General features: G+C 30.3%; 18 protein-coding genes. 17 read left to right on the plus strand and 1 reads right to left on the minus strand.

The window, feature by feature from the left end; all coding sequences use genetic code 11:
• The first annotated feature begins 38 nt into the window (after nt 1–38).
• The 9 genes from ACF3NF_RS00375 to ACF3NF_RS00415 all read left to right on the plus strand — a co-directional run bounded on the left by ACF3NF_RS00375 (nt 39) and on the right by ACF3NF_RS00415 (nt 11,295).
• Complete coding sequence (locus ACF3NF_RS00375) at nt 39–2,234, plus strand: ATP-dependent helicase (protein ID WP_394023227.1); 2,196 nt, start codon at nt 39–41, stop codon at nt 2,232–2,234.
• A 1-nt stretch (nt 2,235) separates the two neighbouring features.
• Nucleotides 2,236–4,236 carry an NAD-dependent DNA ligase LigA gene (gene ligA / locus ACF3NF_RS00380; protein WP_394023229.1) on the plus strand — a complete coding sequence of 667 codons (2,001 nt, stop codon included), beginning with the start codon at nt 2,236–2,238 and terminating at the stop codon, nt 4,234–4,236.
• A 1-nt stretch (nt 4,237) separates the two neighbouring features.
• A complete protein-coding gene (gene gatC / locus ACF3NF_RS00385) occupies nt 4,238–4,516 on the plus strand; it encodes an Asp-tRNA(Asn)/Glu-tRNA(Gln) amidotransferase subunit GatC (protein WP_394023231.1) in 279 nt (92 codons plus the stop codon).
• 8 nt (nt 4,517–4,524) lie between these two features.
• Nucleotides 4,525–5,934, plus strand: coding sequence for an amidase family protein (locus ACF3NF_RS00390; RefSeq protein ID WP_394023233.1), 1,410 nt, complete (start codon nt 4,525–4,527; stop codon nt 5,932–5,934).
• A complete protein-coding gene (gene gatB, locus ACF3NF_RS00395) occupies nt 5,931–7,349 on the plus strand; it encodes an Asp-tRNA(Asn)/Glu-tRNA(Gln) amidotransferase subunit GatB (RefSeq protein WP_394023235.1) in 1,419 nt (472 codons plus the stop codon). The genes ACF3NF_RS00390 and gatB overlap by 4 nt, the downstream gene beginning before the upstream one ends.
• A 65-nt stretch (nt 7,350–7,414) precedes the next feature.
• Complete coding sequence (locus ACF3NF_RS00400) at nt 7,415–8,641, plus strand: amidohydrolase (RefSeq protein WP_394023237.1); 1,227 nt, start codon at nt 7,415–7,417, stop codon at nt 8,639–8,641.
• A complete protein-coding gene (locus ACF3NF_RS00405) occupies nt 8,638–9,828 on the plus strand; it encodes an NAD(P)H-hydrate dehydratase (RefSeq protein WP_394023239.1) in 1,191 nt (396 codons plus the stop codon). Before ACF3NF_RS00400 ends, ACF3NF_RS00405 begins: the two co-directional genes overlap by 4 nt.
• A 2-nt stretch (nt 9,829–9,830) precedes the next feature.
• Nucleotides 9,831–10,952: an alanine racemase gene (gene alr / locus ACF3NF_RS00410; RefSeq protein WP_394023241.1), complete on the plus strand. Its 1,122-nt coding sequence runs from the start codon at nt 9,831–9,833 to the stop codon at nt 10,950–10,952.
• Nucleotides 10,942–11,295, plus strand: a complete 354-nt coding sequence (locus ACF3NF_RS00415; protein ID WP_394023243.1) for a type II toxin-antitoxin system PemK/MazF family toxin — start codon at nt 10,942–10,944, stop codon at nt 11,293–11,295. The genes alr and ACF3NF_RS00415 overlap by 11 nt, the downstream gene beginning before the upstream one ends.
• Before the next feature lie 47 nt (nt 11,296–11,342).
• On the opposite strand, the gene murC is transcribed toward ACF3NF_RS00415, so the two are convergent.
• Nucleotides 11,343–12,746 (minus strand): UDP-N-acetylmuramate--L-alanine ligase, encoded by a 1,404-nt coding sequence (gene murC / locus ACF3NF_RS00420; RefSeq protein WP_394023245.1) that lies wholly within the window; start codon nt 12,744–12,746, stop codon nt 11,343–11,345.
• 119 nt (nt 12,747–12,865) lie between these two features.
• Between murC and rpiB the strand changes: the two genes are divergently transcribed.
• The 8 genes from rpiB (at nt 12,866) to ACF3NF_RS00460 (ending at nt 22,518) form a co-directional block, all read left to right on the plus strand.
• Nucleotides 12,866–13,306, plus strand: a complete 441-nt coding sequence (rpiB, locus tag ACF3NF_RS00425; protein WP_394023247.1) for a ribose 5-phosphate isomerase B — start codon at nt 12,866–12,868, stop codon at nt 13,304–13,306.
• Between the two features lie 84 nt (nt 13,307–13,390).
• Nucleotides 13,391–14,110, plus strand: a complete 720-nt coding sequence (gene deoD / locus ACF3NF_RS00430) for a purine-nucleoside phosphorylase (protein ID WP_394023249.1) — start codon at nt 13,391–13,393, stop codon at nt 14,108–14,110.
• Between the two features lie 4 nt (nt 14,111–14,114).
• A complete protein-coding gene (gene glmU, locus ACF3NF_RS00435; RefSeq protein WP_394023251.1) occupies nt 14,115–15,509 on the plus strand; it encodes a bifunctional UDP-N-acetylglucosamine diphosphorylase/glucosamine-1-phosphate N-acetyltransferase GlmU in 1,395 nt (464 codons plus the stop codon).
• Nucleotides 15,506–16,492, plus strand: a complete 987-nt coding sequence (locus tag ACF3NF_RS00440; RefSeq protein ID WP_394023253.1) for a ribose-phosphate diphosphokinase — start codon at nt 15,506–15,508, stop codon at nt 16,490–16,492. Before glmU ends, ACF3NF_RS00440 begins: the two co-directional genes overlap by 4 nt.
• A complete protein-coding gene (gene pth / locus ACF3NF_RS00445; RefSeq protein ID WP_394023255.1) occupies nt 16,493–17,071 on the plus strand; it encodes an aminoacyl-tRNA hydrolase in 579 nt (192 codons plus the stop codon).
• Between the two features lie 3 nt (nt 17,072–17,074).
• Nucleotides 17,075–20,569, plus strand: a complete 3,495-nt coding sequence (gene mfd, locus ACF3NF_RS00450) for a transcription-repair coupling factor (RefSeq protein ID WP_394023257.1) — start codon at nt 17,075–17,077, stop codon at nt 20,567–20,569.
• Nucleotides 20,553–21,638 (plus strand): peptidylprolyl isomerase, encoded by a 1,086-nt coding sequence (locus ACF3NF_RS00455; protein WP_394023259.1) that lies wholly within the window; start codon nt 20,553–20,555, stop codon nt 21,636–21,638. The genes mfd and ACF3NF_RS00455 overlap by 17 nt, the downstream gene beginning before the upstream one ends.
• A complete protein-coding gene (locus ACF3NF_RS00460) occupies nt 21,619–22,518 on the plus strand; it encodes a SurA N-terminal domain-containing protein (RefSeq protein WP_394023261.1) in 900 nt (299 codons plus the stop codon). The genes ACF3NF_RS00455 and ACF3NF_RS00460 overlap by 20 nt, the downstream gene beginning before the upstream one ends.
• Nucleotides 22,519–22,524: the final 6 nt, after the last annotated feature.

Raw genomic sequence — 22,524 nt, forward strand, 5'->3', positions numbered from 1 at the left:
TTTTTTCATGTGGTATAATAAATAGATAGGGGGATGTGATGATATTAGAAGGTTTAAATGACAAACAAAAAGAAGCAGTACTTCATAAAAACGGACCTCTTTTAGTTCTTGCAGGGGCAGGTAGTGGTAAAACAAGAGTACTAACTACAAGTATTGCAAATTTGATAAAAAATGAGGGGGTTGACCCTAGAAATATATTAGCAATCACATTTACCAACAAAGCAGCAAATGAGATGAAAGATAGGATTGCAAGTCTATTAGGCATGGACGTTGGTCATCTATGGATTGGTACATTTCACTCTATCTGTGCTAGAATTCTACGAATGAATATTAAAAAAATTGGATATAGTTCTAATTTTACAATATATGACACCAATGATCAGAGGACTTTAATTAAAGAAATTATAAATGATTTGGGTTACAAGGATGAAATAAGCCCTAGAGATGCTCAAATTATCATTAGTTCTTTAAAAAATAAATCTATAAGTCCAAATGAGTTTTTAAAAATTGATAGCTATTATAGAAATCACAATGAATACTATGAAATATATCGTTTATATGAAAAACGTAAATATGAGTATAATTCACTCGATTTTGATGATTTAATAGAAAAAGTTCTAGATATATTTAGAAAAGATCAGCAAGTTTTAGAATATTATCAAAAGAAATTTGAATATGTTTTTGTTGATGAATATCAAGATACAAATGCATCCCAATATGAACTTATAAAATATTTTGGGGGATATCATAACAATGTTATTGTTGTTGGTGATGCCGATCAATCCATCTATAGTTTTAGAGGTGCAGATATTAGCAATATTTTAAATTTTGAAAAAGACTTTAATGATGCTAGAGTTATCAAACTAGAGCAAAATTATAGGTCTACATCAAATATACTTAATACTGCAAACTCATTAATAATAAATAATATTGAACGTAAAGATAAAAATTTATGGACTGCAAATGATACTGGGGATGAAGTTATTTATAAAAATAACTCAGTTGAAAGTGAAGAAAGTAAATTTGTAGTAGATGAGATAAAAAAATTGGTGAATCTTGGATATGCCTATAGTGATATTGCAGTTTTATATAGAACGAATGCTCAGTCGAGACCATTTGAAGAAATTTTGATGAAAAATCTGATTGACTATAAAGTTATCGGTGGTCTTAAATTCTATGATAGAAAAGAAATTAAGGATTTAGTTTCTTATCTTAAAGTTATTGTAAATCCAAAAGATGATGTGGCTTTAAAACGTATTATAAATGAACCAAAACGTGGAATTGGTGACAAAAGTGTAGAGCAAATGGGAAAGATTGCTTCAGATAATAATATTTCTATTTTAGAATTAATAACCAATCCAACCTATGAACAATTACTTACTGATAGACTTAAAAAATTGGCGTGTAAATTTTATAATCCTTTAAAAGAAATTTTTGAAAACGCTTTAAAATATACTATAACTGATTTAATCAATGAAGTATTAGATAAGTCAGGATATTTAAAAGTTTTGGAATCTAGCTATTCAGTAGAGGATAGAGCTAGGATAGATAATATCAATGAGTTTATAAGTGCAGCTAGTGAATACGAAGAAAATAATCCTGATGATACTATTTATGATTATTTAGAGAATTTAAGTTTGATCTCTGAACTTGAAAAAACAGAGGATAGGGATAATTCAGTTACACTTATGACAATGCATGCTGCAAAAGGACTTGAATTTCCAATTGTATTCGTTGTTGGAATGGATGAGGGATTATTTCCTGGAAAAAGATCTATTGATGAAGGCAATGTAGAGGAAGAACGTAGATTATTTTATGTTGCAATTACTAGGGCTCGTGAAAAATTATACCTAACCAGTAGTGAGGTTAGAAGAGCTTATGGTAAGCCTGTTTACTACAAGACTTCAAGATTTATTGATGAAATAAAATCAAATATTAAAGAGTTAGAAAATAAATCATTTTCTTCATTTAATTCACGAACTTATGAAAGATCTTCAAATGAAGACTATATGAGAGAAAAGACTCGTCAATCAGTCCTTGATACTAAACTCAAAAAACATGAAAATAGTGATGAAATTTATCAAGTCGGGGATAAAATCATGCATTCAAAATGGGGAGAGGGCATGGTTGTTCAGATAAAGGAAAATGAGGATGGCAATGAATTGGTAGTAGCCTTTGATAAAAAAGGACTAAAAAAACTAAATCAAGACTATGCCCCAATTTATAAGGTGTAATATGGATAAAAAAGAAGAAATTAATGAACTTATAGAAAAAATTGAAGAATTAAATTACCATTACTACACCTTGGATGCTCCTTTAGTTTCTGATGGTGAGTATGATAAATTATATGATAAATTAAAAAAATTAGAAAAAGAAACTGGAATTTCACCTAATAACTCACCAACTCAAAAAGTTGGTGGAGAAATATTAGAAAAATTTCAAAAACACTTTCATATTTCAAGATTATATTCTCAAGATAAGGCCCAATCATACGATGATTTAAGAGACTGGTTAGATAGAGCTAATAGACTTCGTAACTCTTACAATCAAAGTCATGATGATAAGCTTCCTGAATTGGAATTTGTAATGGAGTACAAATTTGATGGTTTGACTATAAATTTGACATACGAAGATGGTAAATTAAAAAATGCTTCTTCTAGGGGAAATGGTATTGTAGGAGAAGAAATTTCTGCCCAAGTTAAAACCATAAAATCTGTTCCATTGGAAATTAGAGAAAAATCTTTATTGGAAATCCAAGGTGAAGCTCTAATGCCCTTATCCGAGCTTGAAAGATATAATAAAGAAAATGAATTTCAGCTTAAAAATGCTAGAAATGCAGCAGCTGGTGCGTTAAGAAATCTTGATACTAAAGAAACACGAAAAAGAAACCTAACGGCATACTTTTATAATATATCGACTAATAACTTAGATTTTAAGACTGAAGAGGAAATGATGGATTTTCTCAAAAAAGAAAACTTTAATATCCATCCATACCACAAACTAGTAAAAACTTACGATGAAATAATCGCAGAACTAGAGAAAATTAGTGAAGAAAGAAAAGATCTAGATATACTTACCGATGGTGTGGTTATAAAAATTAATGATATTAGAACTCAAGAAGCCCTTGGATATACAAATAAATTTCCTAGATGGTCGATTGCGTTTAAATTTGAAGCAGAAGAGTATACAACAACTCTTTTAGATGTAGTTTGGAATGTGGGTAGAACTGGTAAAGTTACTCCGTCAGCAATACTTGAACCGGTTGATTTTTCTGGAGTGACTGTATCACGAGCAACACTAAATAATTACGATGATATTGAACGTAAACATGTAAAAATTGGTTCAAAAGTATTTATTAGAAGATCCAATGATGTAATCCCAGAGATATTGGGAGTAGTTGATCAAAATCAGCCAGGAACTGTTAAGATTGAAAAACCAAGTCATTGCCCATATTGCAATACAGAATTAATCGAGGGTAATGTTCATATCATATGTCCAAACTCAATTTCATGTACACCGCAGCTTTTAGCACGCATGGAACATTATACATCTAGAAATGCTATGGATATTGAAGGCTTATCAGAAAAAACAATAGCTCAACTTATGGAAGAACTTAATATTGATGATATATATGAGATATATGATCTAGACTATGACGATTTGATTAAATTAGATAGGTTTGGCCCCAAAAAAACTCAAAATTTGTTAGACTCAATACAAGAGAGCAAAAGACGTGATTTAAATAGATTTATTTATGCAATAGGAATACCAAATGTAGGAGAAAGAACAGCTAGAGATTTAGCAAATAAATTTAAAAATTTTGATAATTTGAGACATGCAAACGCTGACCAATTAATTGAAATAGATGACATTGGAGAAATTACTGCTGAGAATATAGTAGAATTTTTTGAGGATGAAAAAATTAGTAATGCTTTAGATATCCTCCTATCAAAGGGTATTATTTTAAATGAAGTTGAGGATGACAATTCTTCCAATGAATTAGAAAATAAAACTTTTGTAATAACTGGGACCATAGAAAACTATAAAAGAGATGATATTAAAGAGTTGATTGAAAAAAATGGTGGAAAAGTAAGTGGTTCAGTTTCAAAAAATACAGATGCAGTCCTATGCGGGCAAAATGCAGGATCAAAATTAACAAAAGCTAAAGAATTGAATGTAGAAGTTTATGAAAATGATAAGCTTTATAATTTTTTAGAGAAACTAGAAGGGAAGTAAGATGGAAGCAAAAGAAGTAGAAAAAATTTATAGACTTGCAAATCTTAGCCTAGAAGGAAAAGATGTTGATGATTTGTCTAATAAATTTAATATTGTTATTGATTTTATAGAAGATATTTTTGATGTAGACACTGAAAATGTAAAGATGACTGAAAGCATTGATTCACACAAGGCTGCTTTTAGAGAAGATGAAATTAAAGAATCTTCTAGCCGTGATGAAGCATTAAAAAATGCTCCGGATAAAGAATTTGGTTATTTCAGATTGGATTGGAATTTATAGGGGATTTTATGAATATAGAAAATTTAGTAAGTAAATTAAAATCTGGAGAAATTTCAGTAGTTGAATATACAAAAGAGACACTAGAAAAAATCAAAAAAAATGAACACAATGCTTATATTTCTTTTGATGAAGAAGATTCTTTAAAAAGAGCTGAGTATTTAGATAATAAACTTAAAAATGGCGAAGAATTAGGAAAGTTGTTTGGTTTGCCAATTGCTGTTAAGGATAACATCTCATATAAAAATATGAATATGACTTGTGCATCAAAAATGTTAGAAGACTTCAGACCTATATATAATGCAAGTGTGGTAGAAAATTTATTAAATGAAGATGCAGTTATTATAGCGAAAACAAATATGGATGAATTCGCTATGGGTGCAAGCTCTAAAACATCACATTTTGGTGTGGTGAAAAATAATCTTGATACTTCAAAAATCGCAGGTGGTTCTTCATCAGGATCTGCAGTCGCAGTTTCTAATGATGATGTGCTTGTAGCCCTAGGAACTGATACTGGAGGGTCTGTTAGAGGACCAGCTTCATATACAAATATTATTGGTTATAAACCAACTTATTCATTATTTAGCCGTTTCGGAGTAGTTTCTATGGCAAATACTCTAGATCAAGTTGGAGTATTTGCTCAAAATATTGATGATTTAAGATTATTATCAAATATAACTTCATCACCAGATGAAAATGATATGACTGCAATCTTAGATGCATTTGAGTACAAAAAAGAAGATTACGATTTTAATGGCAAAAAAATTGCTGTAATAAGTATAGACAGTGTTCTTTATGAAGGCATTGAGGATGCAGTAAAAGAAGATTATCAACTAGCCCTAAATCGTCTGAAAGATTTAGGCGCGGAACTTCAAGAAGTAAAATTAAATTATGCCATCTACGCAAACCCTGTATATAATATCGTTATGAGTTCTGAAGTTTCTTCAAATATGAGTAGATTTGATGGGGTAAGATTTGGCCACCAAACTGAAGATTATAAAGACATTTCTGAATTATTTGTAAAATCTAGATCAGAAGGACTTGGAGAAGAAGTTCAAAGAAGGATCGCTCTTGGAACTATGTATTTATCAGCAATCGATGATCAAAAGATTTATAAAAAAGGTCTTAAACTACGTACTTTAATTAAAGAAGAATTAGAAGAATTATTTGAAACATTTGATTTAATAGTAACACCAACTACGACAAATCTACCTCCAGCAATTGATGAAGAAACTGAAAAAGACCCTCTTTCTGACTTTAAAGCAGATGGATTTAATGTTATTGTAAATCTTGCAGGCATGTGCGGACTTTCTGTACCAGTAAGAGAGGGGATATCTGGGTCAATACAATTTATAGGAAACAGATTTGATGATAATAAAATAATTAATGCAGCAGACAAATTTTTAGGGGAGGCAAAATGAATACAAAAATAATAATAGGTCTAGAAATCCACGTGGAGCTAGCTACTAATACAAAAATGTTTTGCTCTTGTAAAAATGAATTTGGAGCTGTTCCAAACACAAATGTTTGTCCTATCTGCTTAGGTCATCCTGGTGCATTGCCAGTAATGAATAAAAAAGCTGTAGAATTAGCCTTAAGAGCAGGACTTGCTTTTAATTGTGATATAGCAAATAATCAAAAAATGGATAGGAAAAAATATTTTTATCCAGATCTTACAAAGGGCTATCAAATAACCCAATATGATAAACCCTACGCGACAAATGGTCATATAGAGCTTTCAAGTGGCAAAAAAGTAGGTCTTATAGAAATTCACATGGAAGAAGATACTGGTAAATCAAACCATGATGAAGAAGGAAGAACATTGATGGATTATAACCGTGCTGGTGTTCCACTTATTGAAATAGTCACCAAACCAGATATAGAATCTCCTGATGAAGCTCGTGACTTTGTGGAGACACTTGCATCAACACTGAGATTTTTAGAAGTTTCCGATTGTATAATGGCTCAAGGATCTATGCGTGTGGATGTAAATATAAATATGCAAGATATTGATACAGGTAATAAAACTAATATTGCTGAAATTAAGAATATGAACTCAATTAAGGCAATTGAACAGGCTTTGGATTTTGAAGTAAAACGTCATACAGAGCTTCTTGAAAAAGGTGAAATGGGTACAAAAGAAACAAGAAGATGGGATGATGAAAAATTAGAAACCATCCATATGCGTGATAAAGAAGTTGGAAATGATTATAGGTTTTCAGTCGACGGGGATATTCCAGAAATTTATTTAGAAGATGAATATATTAATAATATAAGAGAAAACCTCCCAGAACTTCCTGCTAAAAAACAAAGTCGTTATATTACCGAATATGAAATGACTGAATATGATGCAAGTTTATTGGCAAATGATAGAGAGCTTGCTGAACTATTTGAACAAACAAATGAAATTGTAAATGAACCAAAAACATCAGCAAATTGGATATTAACAGAATTATCACGTAGATTAAATGAAACAGAGCAAAGTCCATCAACAATGAATCTTTCAGTAGAAAACTTTGCAAAATTAATTAATCTTGCTAAAGAAGATAAGATTAACAATAATGTTGCAAAAAAACTACTGCGTGAAATTTACGAATCTAATGAAGATCCAGAAAAACTAGCTGAAGAAAGAAATCTTCTTCAAATTAGTGATAGTGGATTCTTAGAAGAAGTTGTTGATGAAGTTCTATCTGAAAATCCAGAATCTATTGAAGATATTAAAAATGGAAAAGACCGTGCCTTTGGTTTCTTAGTTGGGCAAGCTATGAAGAAAACAAAAGGAAAAGGAAATCCGGTAGAGATAACAAACTTATTAAAGGAAAAAATAGGAGAATAAGGAGTGGTAACCACTCCTTTTTTTAAAATATGAATATATTAATAAAAAATACTAATATTTTATCAATGAATGACGATAAATTAAAAAAAGATGATATTTACATAAAAAATGGAAAAATATTTAAAATAGGAAAAATTGAGGATTTAGAAGTAGATAAAGTTATTGATGGCCACAATTTTATAACTATGCCAGGCTTTATCAATACTCATACACATGTTGGCATGAGTTTCTTCAGAAACTATGGTGATGATAATGATTTGATGACTTGGCTTAATAACTACATATTTCCAGCTGAAGAAAAACTAAATGAAGAATTAGTTTATTATGCTTCATTATTATCTTTTGCTGAGATGATAAAAACTGGGACCACAACTTTTGCTGATATGTATTTTTATCAAGAAGAAACTATAAAAGCATTAGATAAAGCAAAGCTTAGAGCTCAAATAGCTAGAGGCCTATCAAGTCCAGATGAAAATGACTATAGAATTAAAGAATGTATCGAACTATATGAAAAATATAATGGAAAAGATGGCAAAATTGAGATAGCATTAGGACCACATGCTGTATACACTACCGACAAAGACTATTTGAAAAAAATTGCTGGTATTGCCGCAAAATACAAAATGCCTATTCATATTCACTTATCAGAAACAAAATTTGAAAATGATGAATGTATGAAAAAATACGGTCAAAGCCCTACAGAAGTATTTGATGAGTGTGGTATATTTGAAAACAGAACAATTGCTGCCCATGGTGTTCACTTGTCTGATGGTGATTTGGATATATTGAGATCTAAAAATGTATCAATCTTACATAATCCATCCAGTAACCTAAAACTATCATCTGGAATATGCGATGTAAGTAGATTAATGGATAAGAGAATTAATGTAGCTTTGGGCACTGATTCTGCATCAAGTAATAACAAACAGTCTATGCTAAGAGAAATTGAAGTAGCAGCCCTCATATCAAAATTAAAGTCTGCAGATAACCTTAAAGCCTTTGATGTTTTAAAAATGGCCACAATAAATGGCGCAAAGGCACTCGGTATTGAAAATAAAGTAGGAACAATAGATGAAGGAAAGTGTGCAGATTTAATAATGATTAATATTGATAATATAAATCATATTCCTAATAACGATCTAATAGCATCCCTTTGTTATTCAACTTATGAAAATGACATTTCTTATGTATTTATAGATGGTGAATTAGTTTATGAAAATGGGGAGTATACCTACTTAGACATTGAAGATATTAAAGAAAATGTAAAGAGATTAAGTGAAAACTTATTATGATCGGCATAGATATTGTAAATATAGAAAATTTTTCAAAAAAAGCAGATAATAAATTTTTAAATAAAATATTCACTGATGATGAGCTAAAATATGCTTATGGAAAACAAAACTTTATGCAAACTTTTGCTGGAATTTTTGCTGCTAAGGAAGCAGTAATAAAGGCAAAAAACTTAAATATAGCCTCTATTTTAAGAAAAAGAATTGAAATTAAACACACTGATAGTAAACCTTTAGCCTTTGTTAATGATAGCCTTTTTGAGGGTAATATTTCTATAAGTCACGATGTTAATTTCGCTGTAGCTGTTTGTAGTTTAAATAATGATTGTAATATTAAAATTAACTCTGATATGAAAAAATTATTGCCAAAAAGAGAATCTGATACTCATAAGGGCGATTATGGCAAAATTGCTTTTTTAGGAGGTAGTCTTGGTATGGCAGGTTCAGTTTATATGGCTAGCCTTTCAGCCATGCGCTCAGGTGCAGGTATGACTTTCATATTAGCTCCCAAATCTATATCTGAAATTTTACAAGTAAAAGTCAATGAGCAGATTATAAAAGAAATTGATTGTCAAAATTTCTTTTATAGTGAAAAAATTCTTGGTCAAATATTAGAAAAGATTGAAGATATGGATAGCCTAGTTATAGGTCCTGGTATGGGTAGGGGTGAAGATTTAAATAAGCTAATTGGCCAAATTATTGATAAGGTCAATTTGGATATTATAATAGACGCTGATGGCTTAAATGCACTTAGCAAGGACTTAAGGATATTAAAAGTAAGAGCTAAAAATAATATAATATTAACACCACATTTGGGAGAATTTTCTAGACTTACTGGCTTAACTATTGATAAAATAAAGGAAGATACAGATCACATTGCCAAAAAATTTGCTGAAGACAATAATGTGGTATTAGTATTAAAATCAAATCATACAATTGTAACAGATGGAAAGAAATTTTACAAAAATAATATAGGAAATCCTGGAATGGCTACAGCTGGAAGTGGAGATGTACTAACCGGAATTATTGGAGCTTTTAGTAAAAGATTAGATTCTTTTAATGCTGCTAAACTTGGAGTGTATGTTCATTCTTTGGCTGGAGATATAGCTAGTCTTAGACTGGGTGAAGATTCAATTATGGCAACAGATATTATATCTAGTTTGCCAGAAGCACTAAAGTTATTGAGGTAATTATGATTGAAAGTTATGTAGAAATTGATATTGATAAAATTTTAGAAAATATTCAAAATATTAGGAAAATCAATCCAGAATCTATGTATTGTGCTGTTTTAAAAGCAAATGGTTATGGACTTGGTGCTTATAAAATTGCGGAGTATATCGAGGATAATGTCGACTATTTTGCAGTAGCAAGAGTTACCGAAGCACTAGCATTAAGAGAGGCAGGTATAAAAAAACCAATTTTAATTCTTGGTGCCGTTTATTATGAAGATGTACAAAAGTGTATCGATAATGATATAGATATTCCAATTTTTGACTTAGAATATGCTAAATTAATAAACAAAAATATAGTTGGTAAAGTTAATGCTCATATACTTTTAGATACTGGAATGGGTAGAATTGGATTTCGTGATTTTGAAGAGGAAAAAATACTGGAATTAAAAAAATTAGAAAATATTAATATAATTTCTGTATTTACTCATTTTTCTACAGCTGATGAAGAAGACACTTCATATACAAATATGCAGTATGAAAAATTTATAAAAATAACTAAGTTTATTAATGAAAACTTTAAGTTAGACTTTGTTCATTTAGCAAATAGCGCAGGTGCTATAAAACACAATATAACAAAAGATATGATGCGTGTCGGTATTTCAACATATGGTTTGTATCCTTCTGATGTTGTAAAGGAAGAAAAAAATATAGAATTAAAGCAATGTTTTTCCTTTAGATCGAGAGTAATATTTGTAAAAGAAGTAGATGCTGGCACATCAATTTCCTATGGCAGAACATTTATTAGTGATAAAAAAATGAAAATCGCCACCCTAAGTATTGGATATGCTGATGGTTATATAAGAGCATTTTCAAATATTGGTGAAGTTTTAATAAATGGTCACTTGTGTAAAGTTATCGGAAGAGTCTGCATGGATCAAATGATGGTTGATGTTAGTGATGTAGATGTAAAAGTTGATGATGAAGTGATAATTTATCCTGATATTTACAAAGAAGCAGCTAAAATAAATACAATACCATACGAATTAATGACTTCAATTAATCTTCGTGTACCTAGAATTTATAAAAAAAGTGGTAAAATAATTAGTATGGATAATTATTTAGGAGAAATCTATGAAGATTAAAAGAGGAGATTTGTTCTATGCAGATTTATCTCCAGTTGTTGGTAGCGAACAGGGGGGAGTTAGACCTGTTATAGTAGTGCAAAATGATGTTGGTAATAAATATTCACCAACAATCATTGTTGCACCAATAACCAGCCAATTAAATAAGGCAAAACTTCCCACTCATGTAAAGATAAAAGGAAATGAATTTGGTCTTCCCAAAAATAGTGTTGCACTTTTGGAGCAATTAAGAACTATCGATAAAAGAAGACTTAGGGAAAAAATTGGAACATTTGACGATACAGTTATGATTAAAATAAATGAAGCAATGGCTATATCACTCGACTTATCTATTGATTTTTAAAATTGTACATATAAAAAATTGACCTCCATAAGGGGGTCAATTTTAATTTAAGCACTTACTTTTACTTGATCATCCACAATCATATGAGCTAGCTCATCTGGATTTCCACAACCTGTTGTTATAATTAAATCAGATGGTTGTGCAATTTCGTATACATAATCACGAGCTTGTTCAAAAGTTCCTAAATACTTAGCATTTATTCCTTTTTCAATTAGAGCCTCTACTACATCTTTAGAGTGAATAGATGGGTCATATTTTTCACGGGCAGCATATATATCTGTTATTACAACTTCATCAGCTCCATCAAAACAGTTTAAAAAGTCATCAAATAATGTTTTTGTTCTACTGTAGGTGTGAGGTTGCCAAATACAGACTAGTTTTCCTTCAGTATGTTCTTTTAATGCATTAAGTGTTACTTCAATTTCAGAAGGATGGTGACCATAATCTGTCATAATCGTAGCATCATTTACATGACCGATTATTTCCATCCTGCGTTTAAGCCCAGAATAAGCTCTTAGATTTTCTTTTATAGTTGGAATATCTATTCCATTTTCGTAAGTCGCTATTATTGATGCCATGGCATTATTTATATTATGTCGTCCAATAACACCTAATTCAAAGTGTTCTACCAATCCATTTTTCATTTTTAAATCAAAATTTGGTCTGCCTATATCATCAAAAGCTATGTTATGAGCTACATAGTCTGCTTCATAATTTTCTTGGGCATAAGTTATTAGCTCACCCTGTACTGAATCAAGAACTAGTTTATTGTTTTCTTCATTAAGATTTAAAATAGTTTTTGAATTTTCATCTTGATTTCTTAAATAAGCTTTGAATGTTTCTACAATATCATTTAAATTCTTGTAATAATCTAAGTGATCTTCGTCAATATTTAAAATTATTACAGTTTGTGGATAATAATATCTAATGTTTCCTTTGTACTCACAGGCTTCAGTTACAAGATATTTATCATCTCCCACATGGACATTTCCATGCATATCACCAAGCTCTCCGCCTAAAAGTATACTGGCATCTTCACTTGAGTTAAGCAATATTTTTGAAATCATACTAGTAGCAGTAGATTTTCCATGTGAACCTGATACAGCAATAGAGTGCTTGTAATTTTTCATTAATGCTCCGAGAAATACACCTCGAGTTACCACGGGTACGTCCAAATTACGAGCAGCTATTAATTCTTCATTGTCATCTAAAATGGCATCTGTATATACAACAAGGTCAGGATTTGTTATGTTTTCTTTCCTTTGACCTATAAATATTTTTGCACCATTATCTTCTAAATTTTTAGTAATATCTGTAAGTGTTCTATCAGAACCAGATATTTTATATCCTTTATTCAACAGTAAGGCAGCTATACCACTCATTGATATACCACCTATACCTATAAAATGGACGTAATTAAAATCATGTCCATTCAAATTAAATTCAAACATCTTCTCTCCTAGTTTCGTCTTACTTCATTACATTATATCATATGCTTTTTATTACAACTTGTAAAGTTAATATGCCTATGATAACATTTATGTATAGTTAAAAGTATGGAGGATAAGGGATGAAATATGTTATAGGAAATGATCACGGTGGTATTGATTTATACACACCTATTAAAGAAAAACTAGAAGAACTTGGTCATGAAGTAAACCATGTAGGAACAGATGGAAAAGATAGCGTTGATTACTCAGATTTTGCTCAAAAAGCATGTGATAAAGTATTAGAAGGTGAAGCTGATTTTGCAATTTTAGTTTGTGGGACAGGACTAGGTATGAGTATCTCTGCAAACAAAATTGATGGAATAAGAGCGGCATGTGTATCAGAAGCATTTTCTGCAAGAATGAGTCGTGCTCACAATAACGCAAATTGCTTATGCCTTGGAGCTAGAGTAATAGGAAGTGAAACTGCAAAAATGATTGTAGAAGAATTTGCAAAAACTGACTTTGAAGGTGGTCGTCACCAAAGAAGAGTGGATAAAATAACTGAAATTGAGAAAAGATAGAAAATTATTGTCTATCTTTTTTAAGTTTAAAAAAGTTTTTAAAAATGTTATTATAGAATAAGAGATTAATAAATAGGAGATTATATGAACATACCTACACCACATATATCAGCAACAAGTGCTGATCAAATTGCAAAAACTGTTTTAATGCCGGGAGATCCATTAAGAGCAAAATTTATTGCTGAAAATTTCCTAGAAGATGTAACACAATTTACAGAAACAAGAGGAATGCTAGGTTTTACAGGATATTACAAAGGCAAAAGAGTTTCAGTTATGGGATCTGGAATGGGAATTCCATCATCTATGATTTATTATAATGAGCTTTTTGGAGGATATGACGTAGATACAATAATTAGAGTAGGAACTGCAGGATCTATGCAAGAAGATATAAAGCTTCATGACATCGTTATAGCAACAAGCGCATGTTCGGAAAGTTCAATAAATGATAATCTTTTTGCAAATATCAATTTTTCACCAACTCCTGATTTTGATCTAATGTTAGAAACATATAATAAGTCTATAGAGCTAGGCTATACAACTCATTGCGGACAAGTTCATAGTTCAGATCAATTTTACAATGAATTACCTGAAGGTGTTTTTGAAAATATGAAAAAATACGGAGTTCTATGCGTAGAGATGGAAAGCTATGGTTTATTTATGGCTGCAAGGAAATATGGAAAAAAAGGCTTAGGTATATTTACAATAAGTGATTCTCTTGTTGAAAATGTAGCTGATAGTGCTGAAAATCGTGAAAAATTATACACAAATATGATGACCTTGGCCTTAGAAGTAGCTCACGAGTAAAACTATGTTAAAAACCATTATTATGGCCGCAGGTGAGGGAACAAGAATGAAATCCAGAACCTCAAAGGTCTTACACAAGTTATTAAATAGAGAAATAATAAAGTATGTAGCAGATGCTTCAAGATTCGAAAATTCACAAACGATTTTTATAGCTGGTAAAAATATCGAAAATTTAAAAGAACTTTTTCCAAACGATAAGATTATAGAACAGAAAATAGGTGAAGGTTACCCATATGGAACTGGTTATGCTGCATCTTTGGCTTTATATGAAATATCAGATGATGATCAGGTATTAGTTTTAAATGGCGATATTCCGCTGATTACAAAATCTTCACTTGAAGAATTCATATCAAATCATATTAAAAGTAATAATAGTGCCTCTGTTCTATCAACAAAAGTAGTTAATCCAGCAAGCTATGGAAGAATAATTAGAGATGACAAAGGTGAATTCATTGGTATCGTCGAACATAAAGATTTAAAAATCAATCAAGATATAATAAATGAAATTAATACTGGAATATATATATTTAAAGGATCTGACTTAAAAGAATCTATATCCAAACTTGATACTGATAATGAGCAAAGTGAACTTTATCTTACAGACTGTATCGAGATTTTATATAATGATGGTAAAAAAGTTATGGCATTTACTGCTAACGATCCAGATGAATTCTATGGCATAAACAATAAAAAAGAATTAGTACAAGCAAAAAAGATTCTTCAAAGACGTGTCAATGAAAATCATATGCTAAATGGAGTTACAATCGAAGATCCAGAAATGACTGTAATAGACCCAGAAGCAAAAATTGGAATGGATACAATAATATCTGGCCCTGTTAAAATATTGGGAAACACAGAAATTGGTGAAAATTGTATTATTGAAGGATCATCAAGAATTGAAGATTCTATTTTAAGAGATGGTGTAAAAATTGATAATTCTGTAATTGAAAAATCATTTGTTGATCAAGGATCAGATGTAGGACCTTATGCTCACCTAAGACCAAAAGCTAAGCTAGGTAAGAATGTTCATATTGGTAATTTTGTTGAGGTCAAAAATTCAACTTTAGGTGATGGAACAAAATCCGGACACTTAGCCTATATTGGAGATTCTGATTTAGGTAGTAAAATAAATGTTGGATGTGGGGTAATATTTGTAAATTACGATGGTAAATTTAAACATAGATCTATAGTTGAAGATGATGCTTTTATAGGTTCAAATTCTAATATAGTTGCCCCAGTTAAAATAGAAAAAGAAGCATATATAGCAGCTGGATCTACAATAACATCTAATGTAGAAGCCGGTTACTTGTCTATAGAACGTGCTGAACAAAAAAATATTGCAGGATATGTAGAAAAAAAACGTAAAAGAGATTTAGAGAAAGAAAAGGAGCAAAAATGACATCTGATAAATCGCAACAATATATTCAAAGAGGCGAATTAAAATTACTTACAGGCAATGCAAATACAAAATTAGCAGAATCTATAGCTAAAAGTTTAAATACCAGTCTTGGTGAAGCTGAGATAGAAAAATTTAGCGATGGAGAAATTAAAATCAAAATAAATGAATCAATTAGGGGGAAAGATGTTTATATAGTACAACCTACATCATCTCCTACCAATGATAATTTAATGGAACTTTTAATTATGATTGATGCTTGTAGACGTGCTTCTGCAGGATATATAAATGCAATTATTCCTTACTATGGATATGCTCGTCAAGATAGAAAAACTCGTGGACGTGAACCTATTACTGCAAAACTAGTAGCAAATCTAATTACAGAAGCAGGTGCGGATAGAGTTATTACAATGGATCTTCACGCTGGACAGATTCAAGGATACTTTGATATTCCAGTAGACCACTTTACAGCAATCAGACTTTTATCTGAATATTTCCAAGATATGGCTTATGATAAAGCTGATGAGTTTGTTGTTGTAAGTCCTGATTTAGGTGGTGTAAGACGTGCTCGTGAATTCTCTGATTATCTAAAATTACCAATTGCCATCATAGAAAAAAGAAGACCAATGCCAAATGTATCTGAAGTAATGAGCGTTATAGGTGATTTTAAAGGAAAGTCTGCAATTTTAGTAGATGATATGGTCGATACCGCTGGAACAATCACAAATGCAGCTAATTATCTAATTGAAAATGGTGCTAAAGATGTTTATATAGCAGCAACACACGGAGTATTATCAGGTTCAGCAATTGAAAGACTCGAAAATTCAAAAGTTAAAGAAGTAGTTTTTACAAACACAATAGAGCTTCCAGAAGAGAAAAAAATTGATAAATTAACTCAACTAGAAATAGGACCATTACTTGCAGAAGCAATTCATAGAATAAATACATACGAATCAATCAGTGGTCTATTTGAGGATGTTCAATAAATGTACTTTATAGTTGGATTAGGGAATCCAGGTTTGCAGTATGAAAATACAAGACATAACGTTGGATTTCTAACTATAGATTATCTGGCTGAGAAGCATAATATATCTGTAAAAAAATTGAAACACAAAGCACTTTACGGTCAGGGAGAAATCTCTGGCCAAAAAGTTATGCTTATAAAACCACAAACTTACATGAATAATTCTGGAGAATCAGTAAGAGACTTTAAGAATTTTTACAAATTTGACGATGATAAACTAATTGTAATCCAGGATGATATAGATATAGATTTTGGAAAAATTCGTATTAAGAAAAAAGGATCTGCTGGAACCCATAATGGAATGAAGTCGATAATTTATCAAACTCAAACAGATAAATTTCCTAGAATTAAAATATCAGTAGGCCAAAAACCAGAGTATATGGACTTAGCAAGCTTTGTTTTAAGTGGTTTTCATGGAGAAGATTTAGATATAGTAAGAGAAGAAATTATTATGGCTGCAGATGCTATAGAAATGATGCTAGAAACAAATATTGATAAGGCTATGAATAAGTATAATTCAATAGACTTATTGGAAAAATAATAAATGAATCAATTAATAAAATTATTAGAAAACACAGAACAATTAAATAAAATTAGAGAAAATTATTTAAAAGATTCTCCAATATATTTGTATGGACTTACAGAAGGGATAAAATCACATTTAATTTTATCCCTTTTTGATACTTTAGATAAAAATATACTAGTAATAACTGAAAATGAGAGAAAAGCTAAAGACATCCAAAGAAATATAAATAATTTATTTGATATAGCAAGCTATTATCCATCTAGAGAAATAAATTTTTACAATATTAGAACAGTTGATGAAGATACAAATACATCCAGAATGGAAAACTTAATTAGTCAAGCCAAAAATGAACGACTAATAACTGTTACAACTATGGATGCTATTTTAAATAAATTAACACCTTTAACTAAATTTAACAATAGTTTTGTTAAGATAAGTGGTGAGGATTTTGTAGATATAGATAAATTTATAAAATCACTTGTAAATTTAAATTACAATCCTACAAGCCTTGTTGAAAATAAAGGAGAATATGCTAAGCGTGGGTCTATTATTGATTTCTGGCCTATAGATTATGCGCACCCAGTAAGGATAGAACTCTTTGATGATGAGATTGATTCCATAAGGATATTTGATCAAAAAAGTCAACGAACAATTGATAAAATAGATGAAGTTACCATCTCACCTTTAAATGAGCTTATATATGATGAATCTGATTTTGAACATTTATTAAAGAATATAGAAAAAGATGTTTCAATATTAGAAAATAATATAAAAGACTCAAATGATCAGAAGTTGGTTGATAAGTATAAGCAAATAAAATCCTACATAAAAGATACCATGTATGTAGCTAATTGGGATTTAATAAATCCTTATAGAGATGAAAATTATGAAAGTTATTTAGACTATTTATCCAAAGATACAATTATTATAGTTGACGATGTATCTAGGATATATGATAATCAAAAAGATTTTGAAAAAAACTTTTTAGAAGACGTGACTATTCAAAGAGATAGGGGAGAGGTATTTAATAACTTTACAAAACTATTAGTAAATGCTGATGATATTTATAAGAAAATTGAAAATCATCCAATTATAAACCTCACGTCAATTTTAAAAAGGTCAAAACTTTTTAATCCAAAACTTTTACTAGAATTAAAAACAATAGAGGCAGAACATTTTAATAGAAAAATTAGTTCATTTGCTGATGCCTTAAAAAATCAAAAACAGGAAGCTAAAACATTAATTTTTGCAGGAAGTGAGGATAATAAAAATAACCTTTTAAATGCCTTACGTGAAAATGATATTTTAGATATTTCTGATGAGGTTGCGTCTAGAATTACAGTCACAAATGATTCTGCAAATGAAGGATATTATCTACCAGAACATAATTTTTACCTTTTCACTGAAAAAGAAATTTACGGTACAAGTAAAAGGAAAGTTAAAAAAAAGATAAAAAATAAAATGTCTTCAACAGACATTATAAATTATTCTGATTTGGATATTGGGGATTATGTTGTCCATGAAAATAATGGTATAGGTGTTTATAATGGCCTTGAACAAATAGAATTAAATAACATTCAAAAAGACTTTATAGTTATAAATTATAAGGGAAATGATAAAGTTTATGTACCTATAGATCAGATGAACCTGGTTAGCAAATATATAGGTAACAAGGGTGAAAAGCCTAGACTTTCTACATTAGGATCTCCCACATGGTCTAAGGCTAAGGCTCGTGCCAAAAAAGCTGTAGATGAAATTGCCGATGATTTAGTAAAATTATATGCACAAAGAAGCAAGGAAGTAGGCCATGCCTTTTCAGCAGATACAACTTGGCAAAAGGAATTTGAAGAATCCTTTCCATACGAAGAAACCTATAGTCAGTTAAGAAGTATATCCGAGATAAAAGAAGATATGGAAAAAGATAAGCCTATGGATCGTCTTTTAACTGGTGATGTCGGTTATGGTAAGACTGAAGTAGCACTTAGGGCTGCATTTAAGGCAATAGTTGATGGATACCAAGTGGCATTTTTGGTGCCAACTACTATACTAGCAAGTCAGCACTATGAAACTATGAAAGAAAGATTTAAAGATTTCCCAATAGAAGCTAGACTTTTATCTCGTTTTAATTCAAAAAAAGAACAAGATCAAACAATTAAAGATCTAAAAACTGGCAAAGTGGATATAGTAATTGGAACTCATAGAGTTTTATCAAGTGATATTAAGTTTAAAAATCTTGGACTTTTAATAATAGATGAAGAACAGAGATTTGGAGTTAAACATAAGGAAAAATTAAAACAACTGAAAACTAGTCTTGATGTTCTAACTCTTTCAGCAACTCCAATTCCAAGAACTTTACAAATGTCTTTAGCTGGTATAAGAGACTTATCTACGCTAGATGAACCACCTGAAGAGAGATTGCCAGTTAATACCTATGTTCTAGAATACGATGATAATATTATCAAGGCGGCTATGGATCGAGAGCTTGCTAGAAATGGGCAAGTATACTTTGTCTATAACCGTGTTCATAATATAGATTTACTTTATAATCATATAAAAGAATTGATACCAGATGCAAGCCTTGAAATAATACATGGAAAACTTACCCCAAAACAAATTGAAACAATAATGAACGATTTTATAAGTGGGGAGATTGAGATCCTTTTATCAACTACAATCATAGAAACAGGAATGGATATACCAAATGTAAATACAATAATCATCTATGATGCTGATATGATGGGTCTATCTCAACTTTATCAGTTAAAGGGTAGAATTGGCAGGGGAAATAGATCCTCTTATGCATACTTTACTTATAGACGCGGTAAGGTTTTATCAGAAATAAGTGAAAAAAGATTAAAATCCATAAGAGACTTCTCTGATTTTGGTAGTGGATATAAAATAGCTATGAAAGATTTGGAACTTAGAGGGGCAGGTAATCTCTTAGGTGAAAGTCAAAGTGGTCATGTTGAAGCAGTAGGTTATGATTTGTACGTAAAATACCTGCAAGAAGCAGTCGAAAAAGCGTCAGGTAAAGAAGTTGAAGTTAAGAAAAAATCCGATGTTTTTATAGATATAAAAGTGAATGCCTATATCCCAAGTAGTTATATTTCAGACCAGTCTCAAAAAATTGAAATCTATACTAGAATTGCAAATATTGAAAATATCGAAGATTACAATATACTAGTAGAAGATTTGATTGACATATATGGCGATATACCTGTAATGGCGGGTAATATAATGTATGTATCTTTAATAAAATCATTAGCAGAAGGCTTAGGATTTAAGGAAATTCGTGAGCAAAATGCTTATATCAATTTAAGATTTACTAATCGAGATGAATTCACATTAAATGAGTTAAAAGAAATAAGTGAATCTTATAATGGAGAAATGAAGTTAGATTTATCAAATAATCCATCATTCAGAATCCCAGCAACAAATACAAAATTAATAGATACTTATGATTTACTAGAGATTATAAGTAATATAAGGAGTAGAAATGAAAAAGACAAATAAAATTTTAGCAATAATGCTAGCTAGTTCAATGTTTCTAGCAGCATGTGATAATCAAGCAGCAAATAATGACACAAATACAAATAAAACAGAAACAGCTGAATCAAAAACCGATGATGCAAAAAAAGATGAGAATACAACTGAAAAACTTCCAGATAATGCAGTTGCTCTAGTAAATGGAGAAACTTTATCTAAAGATCAATATAAAGATGAAATGGCTTTTTATGCTTCATATCTAGCTAGCAGCCAAGGTGCTAAAAACCAAGTTGTTGGAATGATGATTAAGGATAAATTAGTTTTTGATGATGCAGCAAAAAACAATATAAAAGTGTCTGATAAAGAAGTATCTGACCAATTTATGCAAACAGTTGACAACATCGAAAAACAAAATGGTAAGGGTGCATTTGATGAAATGCTTGAAGATTACAACCTAACAGCAGAACAGTTTAAAGAAGTAATCAAAAAAGATATTTTATACACAAAACACCAAGAATGGTTCTTAAAAAATAATCCAGTTTCTGATGAAGACGTAGAAAAATCTTACGAAGAAAACAAAGACCAGTTTAAAAAAGTAGATGCAGACCATATCCTAGTGGAAGATGAGAAGACAGCAAAAGAAGTAAAAGAAAAATTAGATAATGGAGCAGATTTTGCTGAACTTGCAAAAGAATATTCTAAAGATACAGGAAATGCTGATAAAGGCGGAGCATTAGGTGAGTTCAAAAAAGCTGACATGGTTCCACAATTCTCAGAAAAAGCTTTCTCTATGAAAGAGGGAGAAATCAGTGATCCAGTAGAAACTCAATTTGGTTGGCATATAATAAAATTAAATAAAATAAATGAATCTTTAACTGATGAAGACAAACAAGTTTTAAGAAAAACTCTTGAAGACCAAAAATATGAAGAATACAAAAATGAACTGTTTGAAAATGCTGACATTGTAACAAAAGAAACTCAAGCAGCTGAAGAAGCTAAAGAAAATAATGAATCTGAAGAATCTAAAGATGAAAATAAAAAAGAAGAAACAGTAGAAGAAGAAAATAAAAATTCAGATGAAAAGAAAAATAATTAAGGCTGTTTTATCAGCAGTTTTAATAATAAATTTAACAGCTTGTGGCAATGCAGCTGAAAATAAAGATGCCTTAGCACTTGTTGATGGTGAAAGAATATCTAACGATGAGTATTTAAAAGAACTAGACTTTTACCAAAAGTATTATACAAAAAAATACGGGGAAGAATACTTAGACCACGAAGTAGAAAGAAATAAAACAAACAATGATGTTCTTGAAAAAGAATTAATTGATTCTATGATTAAAGATCAAGTTATGAAAAATGATTTAAAAGCTAATGGTGTAAAAGTAGATGATAATACTGCGACATCCATAAGAAATAATCTTGAAGACCAATTAGGTAGTCAAGATTCTCTAAAGGCAAATATTAAGGCCATAGGACTTGATGAAAATAAATTTAATCAAGTTATTTACAACGACTCGATAAGAAAACAACATTATAATTATTTTCTGGGTCATAGTGGTATTAAGGATAGTGAAATTCTTGAATTTTATAAGGCAAATGATAAGTATCATAAACAATACAAATACAATGTGCTTGCATTTGATGATAAAAATGAAGCTGAGAAAGCATTTGATAAGATAAATTCCCCAGCAGAATTTAAATCTTATTTAGATAACCCTATCAAGAACTACGAAGTAATAAATTCAGAATTTGTCTATAAGGATGATCCGATATTAGAAAAATCCGAAATATCAGAAAAAGATAAGGTAAGTGAGATTTTCGAATATGATGGTAAATATATGATTTTGATGGTTAATTCACATAATGAAAACGAGAATGAATTATTAATAAATGTCAAAGATTTATATTTAAGAGAAAAATATGAGGAATATCTTAACAAATTAACGAAAAAGTCTAAAATTAGGCTTTTTGCCTAATAAAAG

The organism is Anaerococcus martiniensis, assembly GCF_043187485.1.
Taxonomy (GTDB): domain Bacteria; phylum Bacillota; class Clostridia; order Tissierellales; family Peptoniphilaceae; genus Anaerococcus; species Anaerococcus martiniensis.

Bases quoted from the DNA above. Each gene is read 5' to 3' on its own strand.
- ACF3NF_RS00460 (WP_394023261.1), top strand. From the start codon at position 21,619: ATGAAAAGAAAAATAATTAAGGCTGTTTTATCAGCAGTTTTAATAATA.
- rpiB (WP_394023247.1), top strand. From the start codon at position 12,866: ATGAAATATGTTATAGGAAATGATCACGGTGGTATTGATTTATACACA.
- ACF3NF_RS00405 (WP_394023239.1), top strand. From the start codon at position 8,638: ATGATCGGCATAGATATTGTAAATATAGAAAATTTTTCAAAAAAAGCA.
- ACF3NF_RS00415 (WP_394023243.1), top strand. From the start codon at position 10,942: ATGAAGATTAAAAGAGGAGATTTGTTCTATGCAGATTTATCTCCAGTT.
- murC (WP_394023245.1), bottom strand. From the start codon at position 12,746: ATGTTTGAATTTAATTTGAATGGACATGATTTTAATTACGTCCATTTT.
- alr (WP_394023241.1), top strand. From the start codon at position 9,831: ATGATTGAAAGTTATGTAGAAATTGATATTGATAAAATTTTAGAAAAT.
- deoD (WP_394023249.1), top strand. From the start codon at position 13,391: ATGAACATACCTACACCACATATATCAGCAACAAGTGCTGATCAAATT.
- ACF3NF_RS00440 (WP_394023253.1), top strand. From the start codon at position 15,506: ATGACATCTGATAAATCGCAACAATATATTCAAAGAGGCGAATTAAAA.
- pth (WP_394023255.1), top strand. From the start codon at position 16,493: ATGTACTTTATAGTTGGATTAGGGAATCCAGGTTTGCAGTATGAAAAT.
- ACF3NF_RS00400 (WP_394023237.1), top strand. From the start codon at position 7,415: ATGAATGACGATAAATTAAAAAAAGATGATATTTACATAAAAAATGGA.
- gatB (WP_394023235.1), top strand. From the start codon at position 5,931: ATGAATACAAAAATAATAATAGGTCTAGAAATCCACGTGGAGCTAGCT.
- ACF3NF_RS00375 (WP_394023227.1), top strand. From the start codon at position 39: ATGATATTAGAAGGTTTAAATGACAAACAAAAAGAAGCAGTACTTCAT.
- ACF3NF_RS00390 (WP_394023233.1), top strand. From the start codon at position 4,525: ATGAATATAGAAAATTTAGTAAGTAAATTAAAATCTGGAGAAATTTCA.
- ligA (WP_394023229.1), top strand. From the start codon at position 2,236: ATGGATAAAAAAGAAGAAATTAATGAACTTATAGAAAAAATTGAAGAA.
- gatC (WP_394023231.1), top strand. From the start codon at position 4,238: ATGGAAGCAAAAGAAGTAGAAAAAATTTATAGACTTGCAAATCTTAGC.
- glmU (WP_394023251.1), top strand. From the start codon at position 14,115: ATGTTAAAAACCATTATTATGGCCGCAGGTGAGGGAACAAGAATGAAA.
- mfd (WP_394023257.1), top strand. From the start codon at position 17,075: ATGAATCAATTAATAAAATTATTAGAAAACACAGAACAATTAAATAAA.
- ACF3NF_RS00455 (WP_394023259.1), top strand. From the start codon at position 20,553: ATGAAAAAGACAAATAAAATTTTAGCAATAATGCTAGCTAGTTCAATG.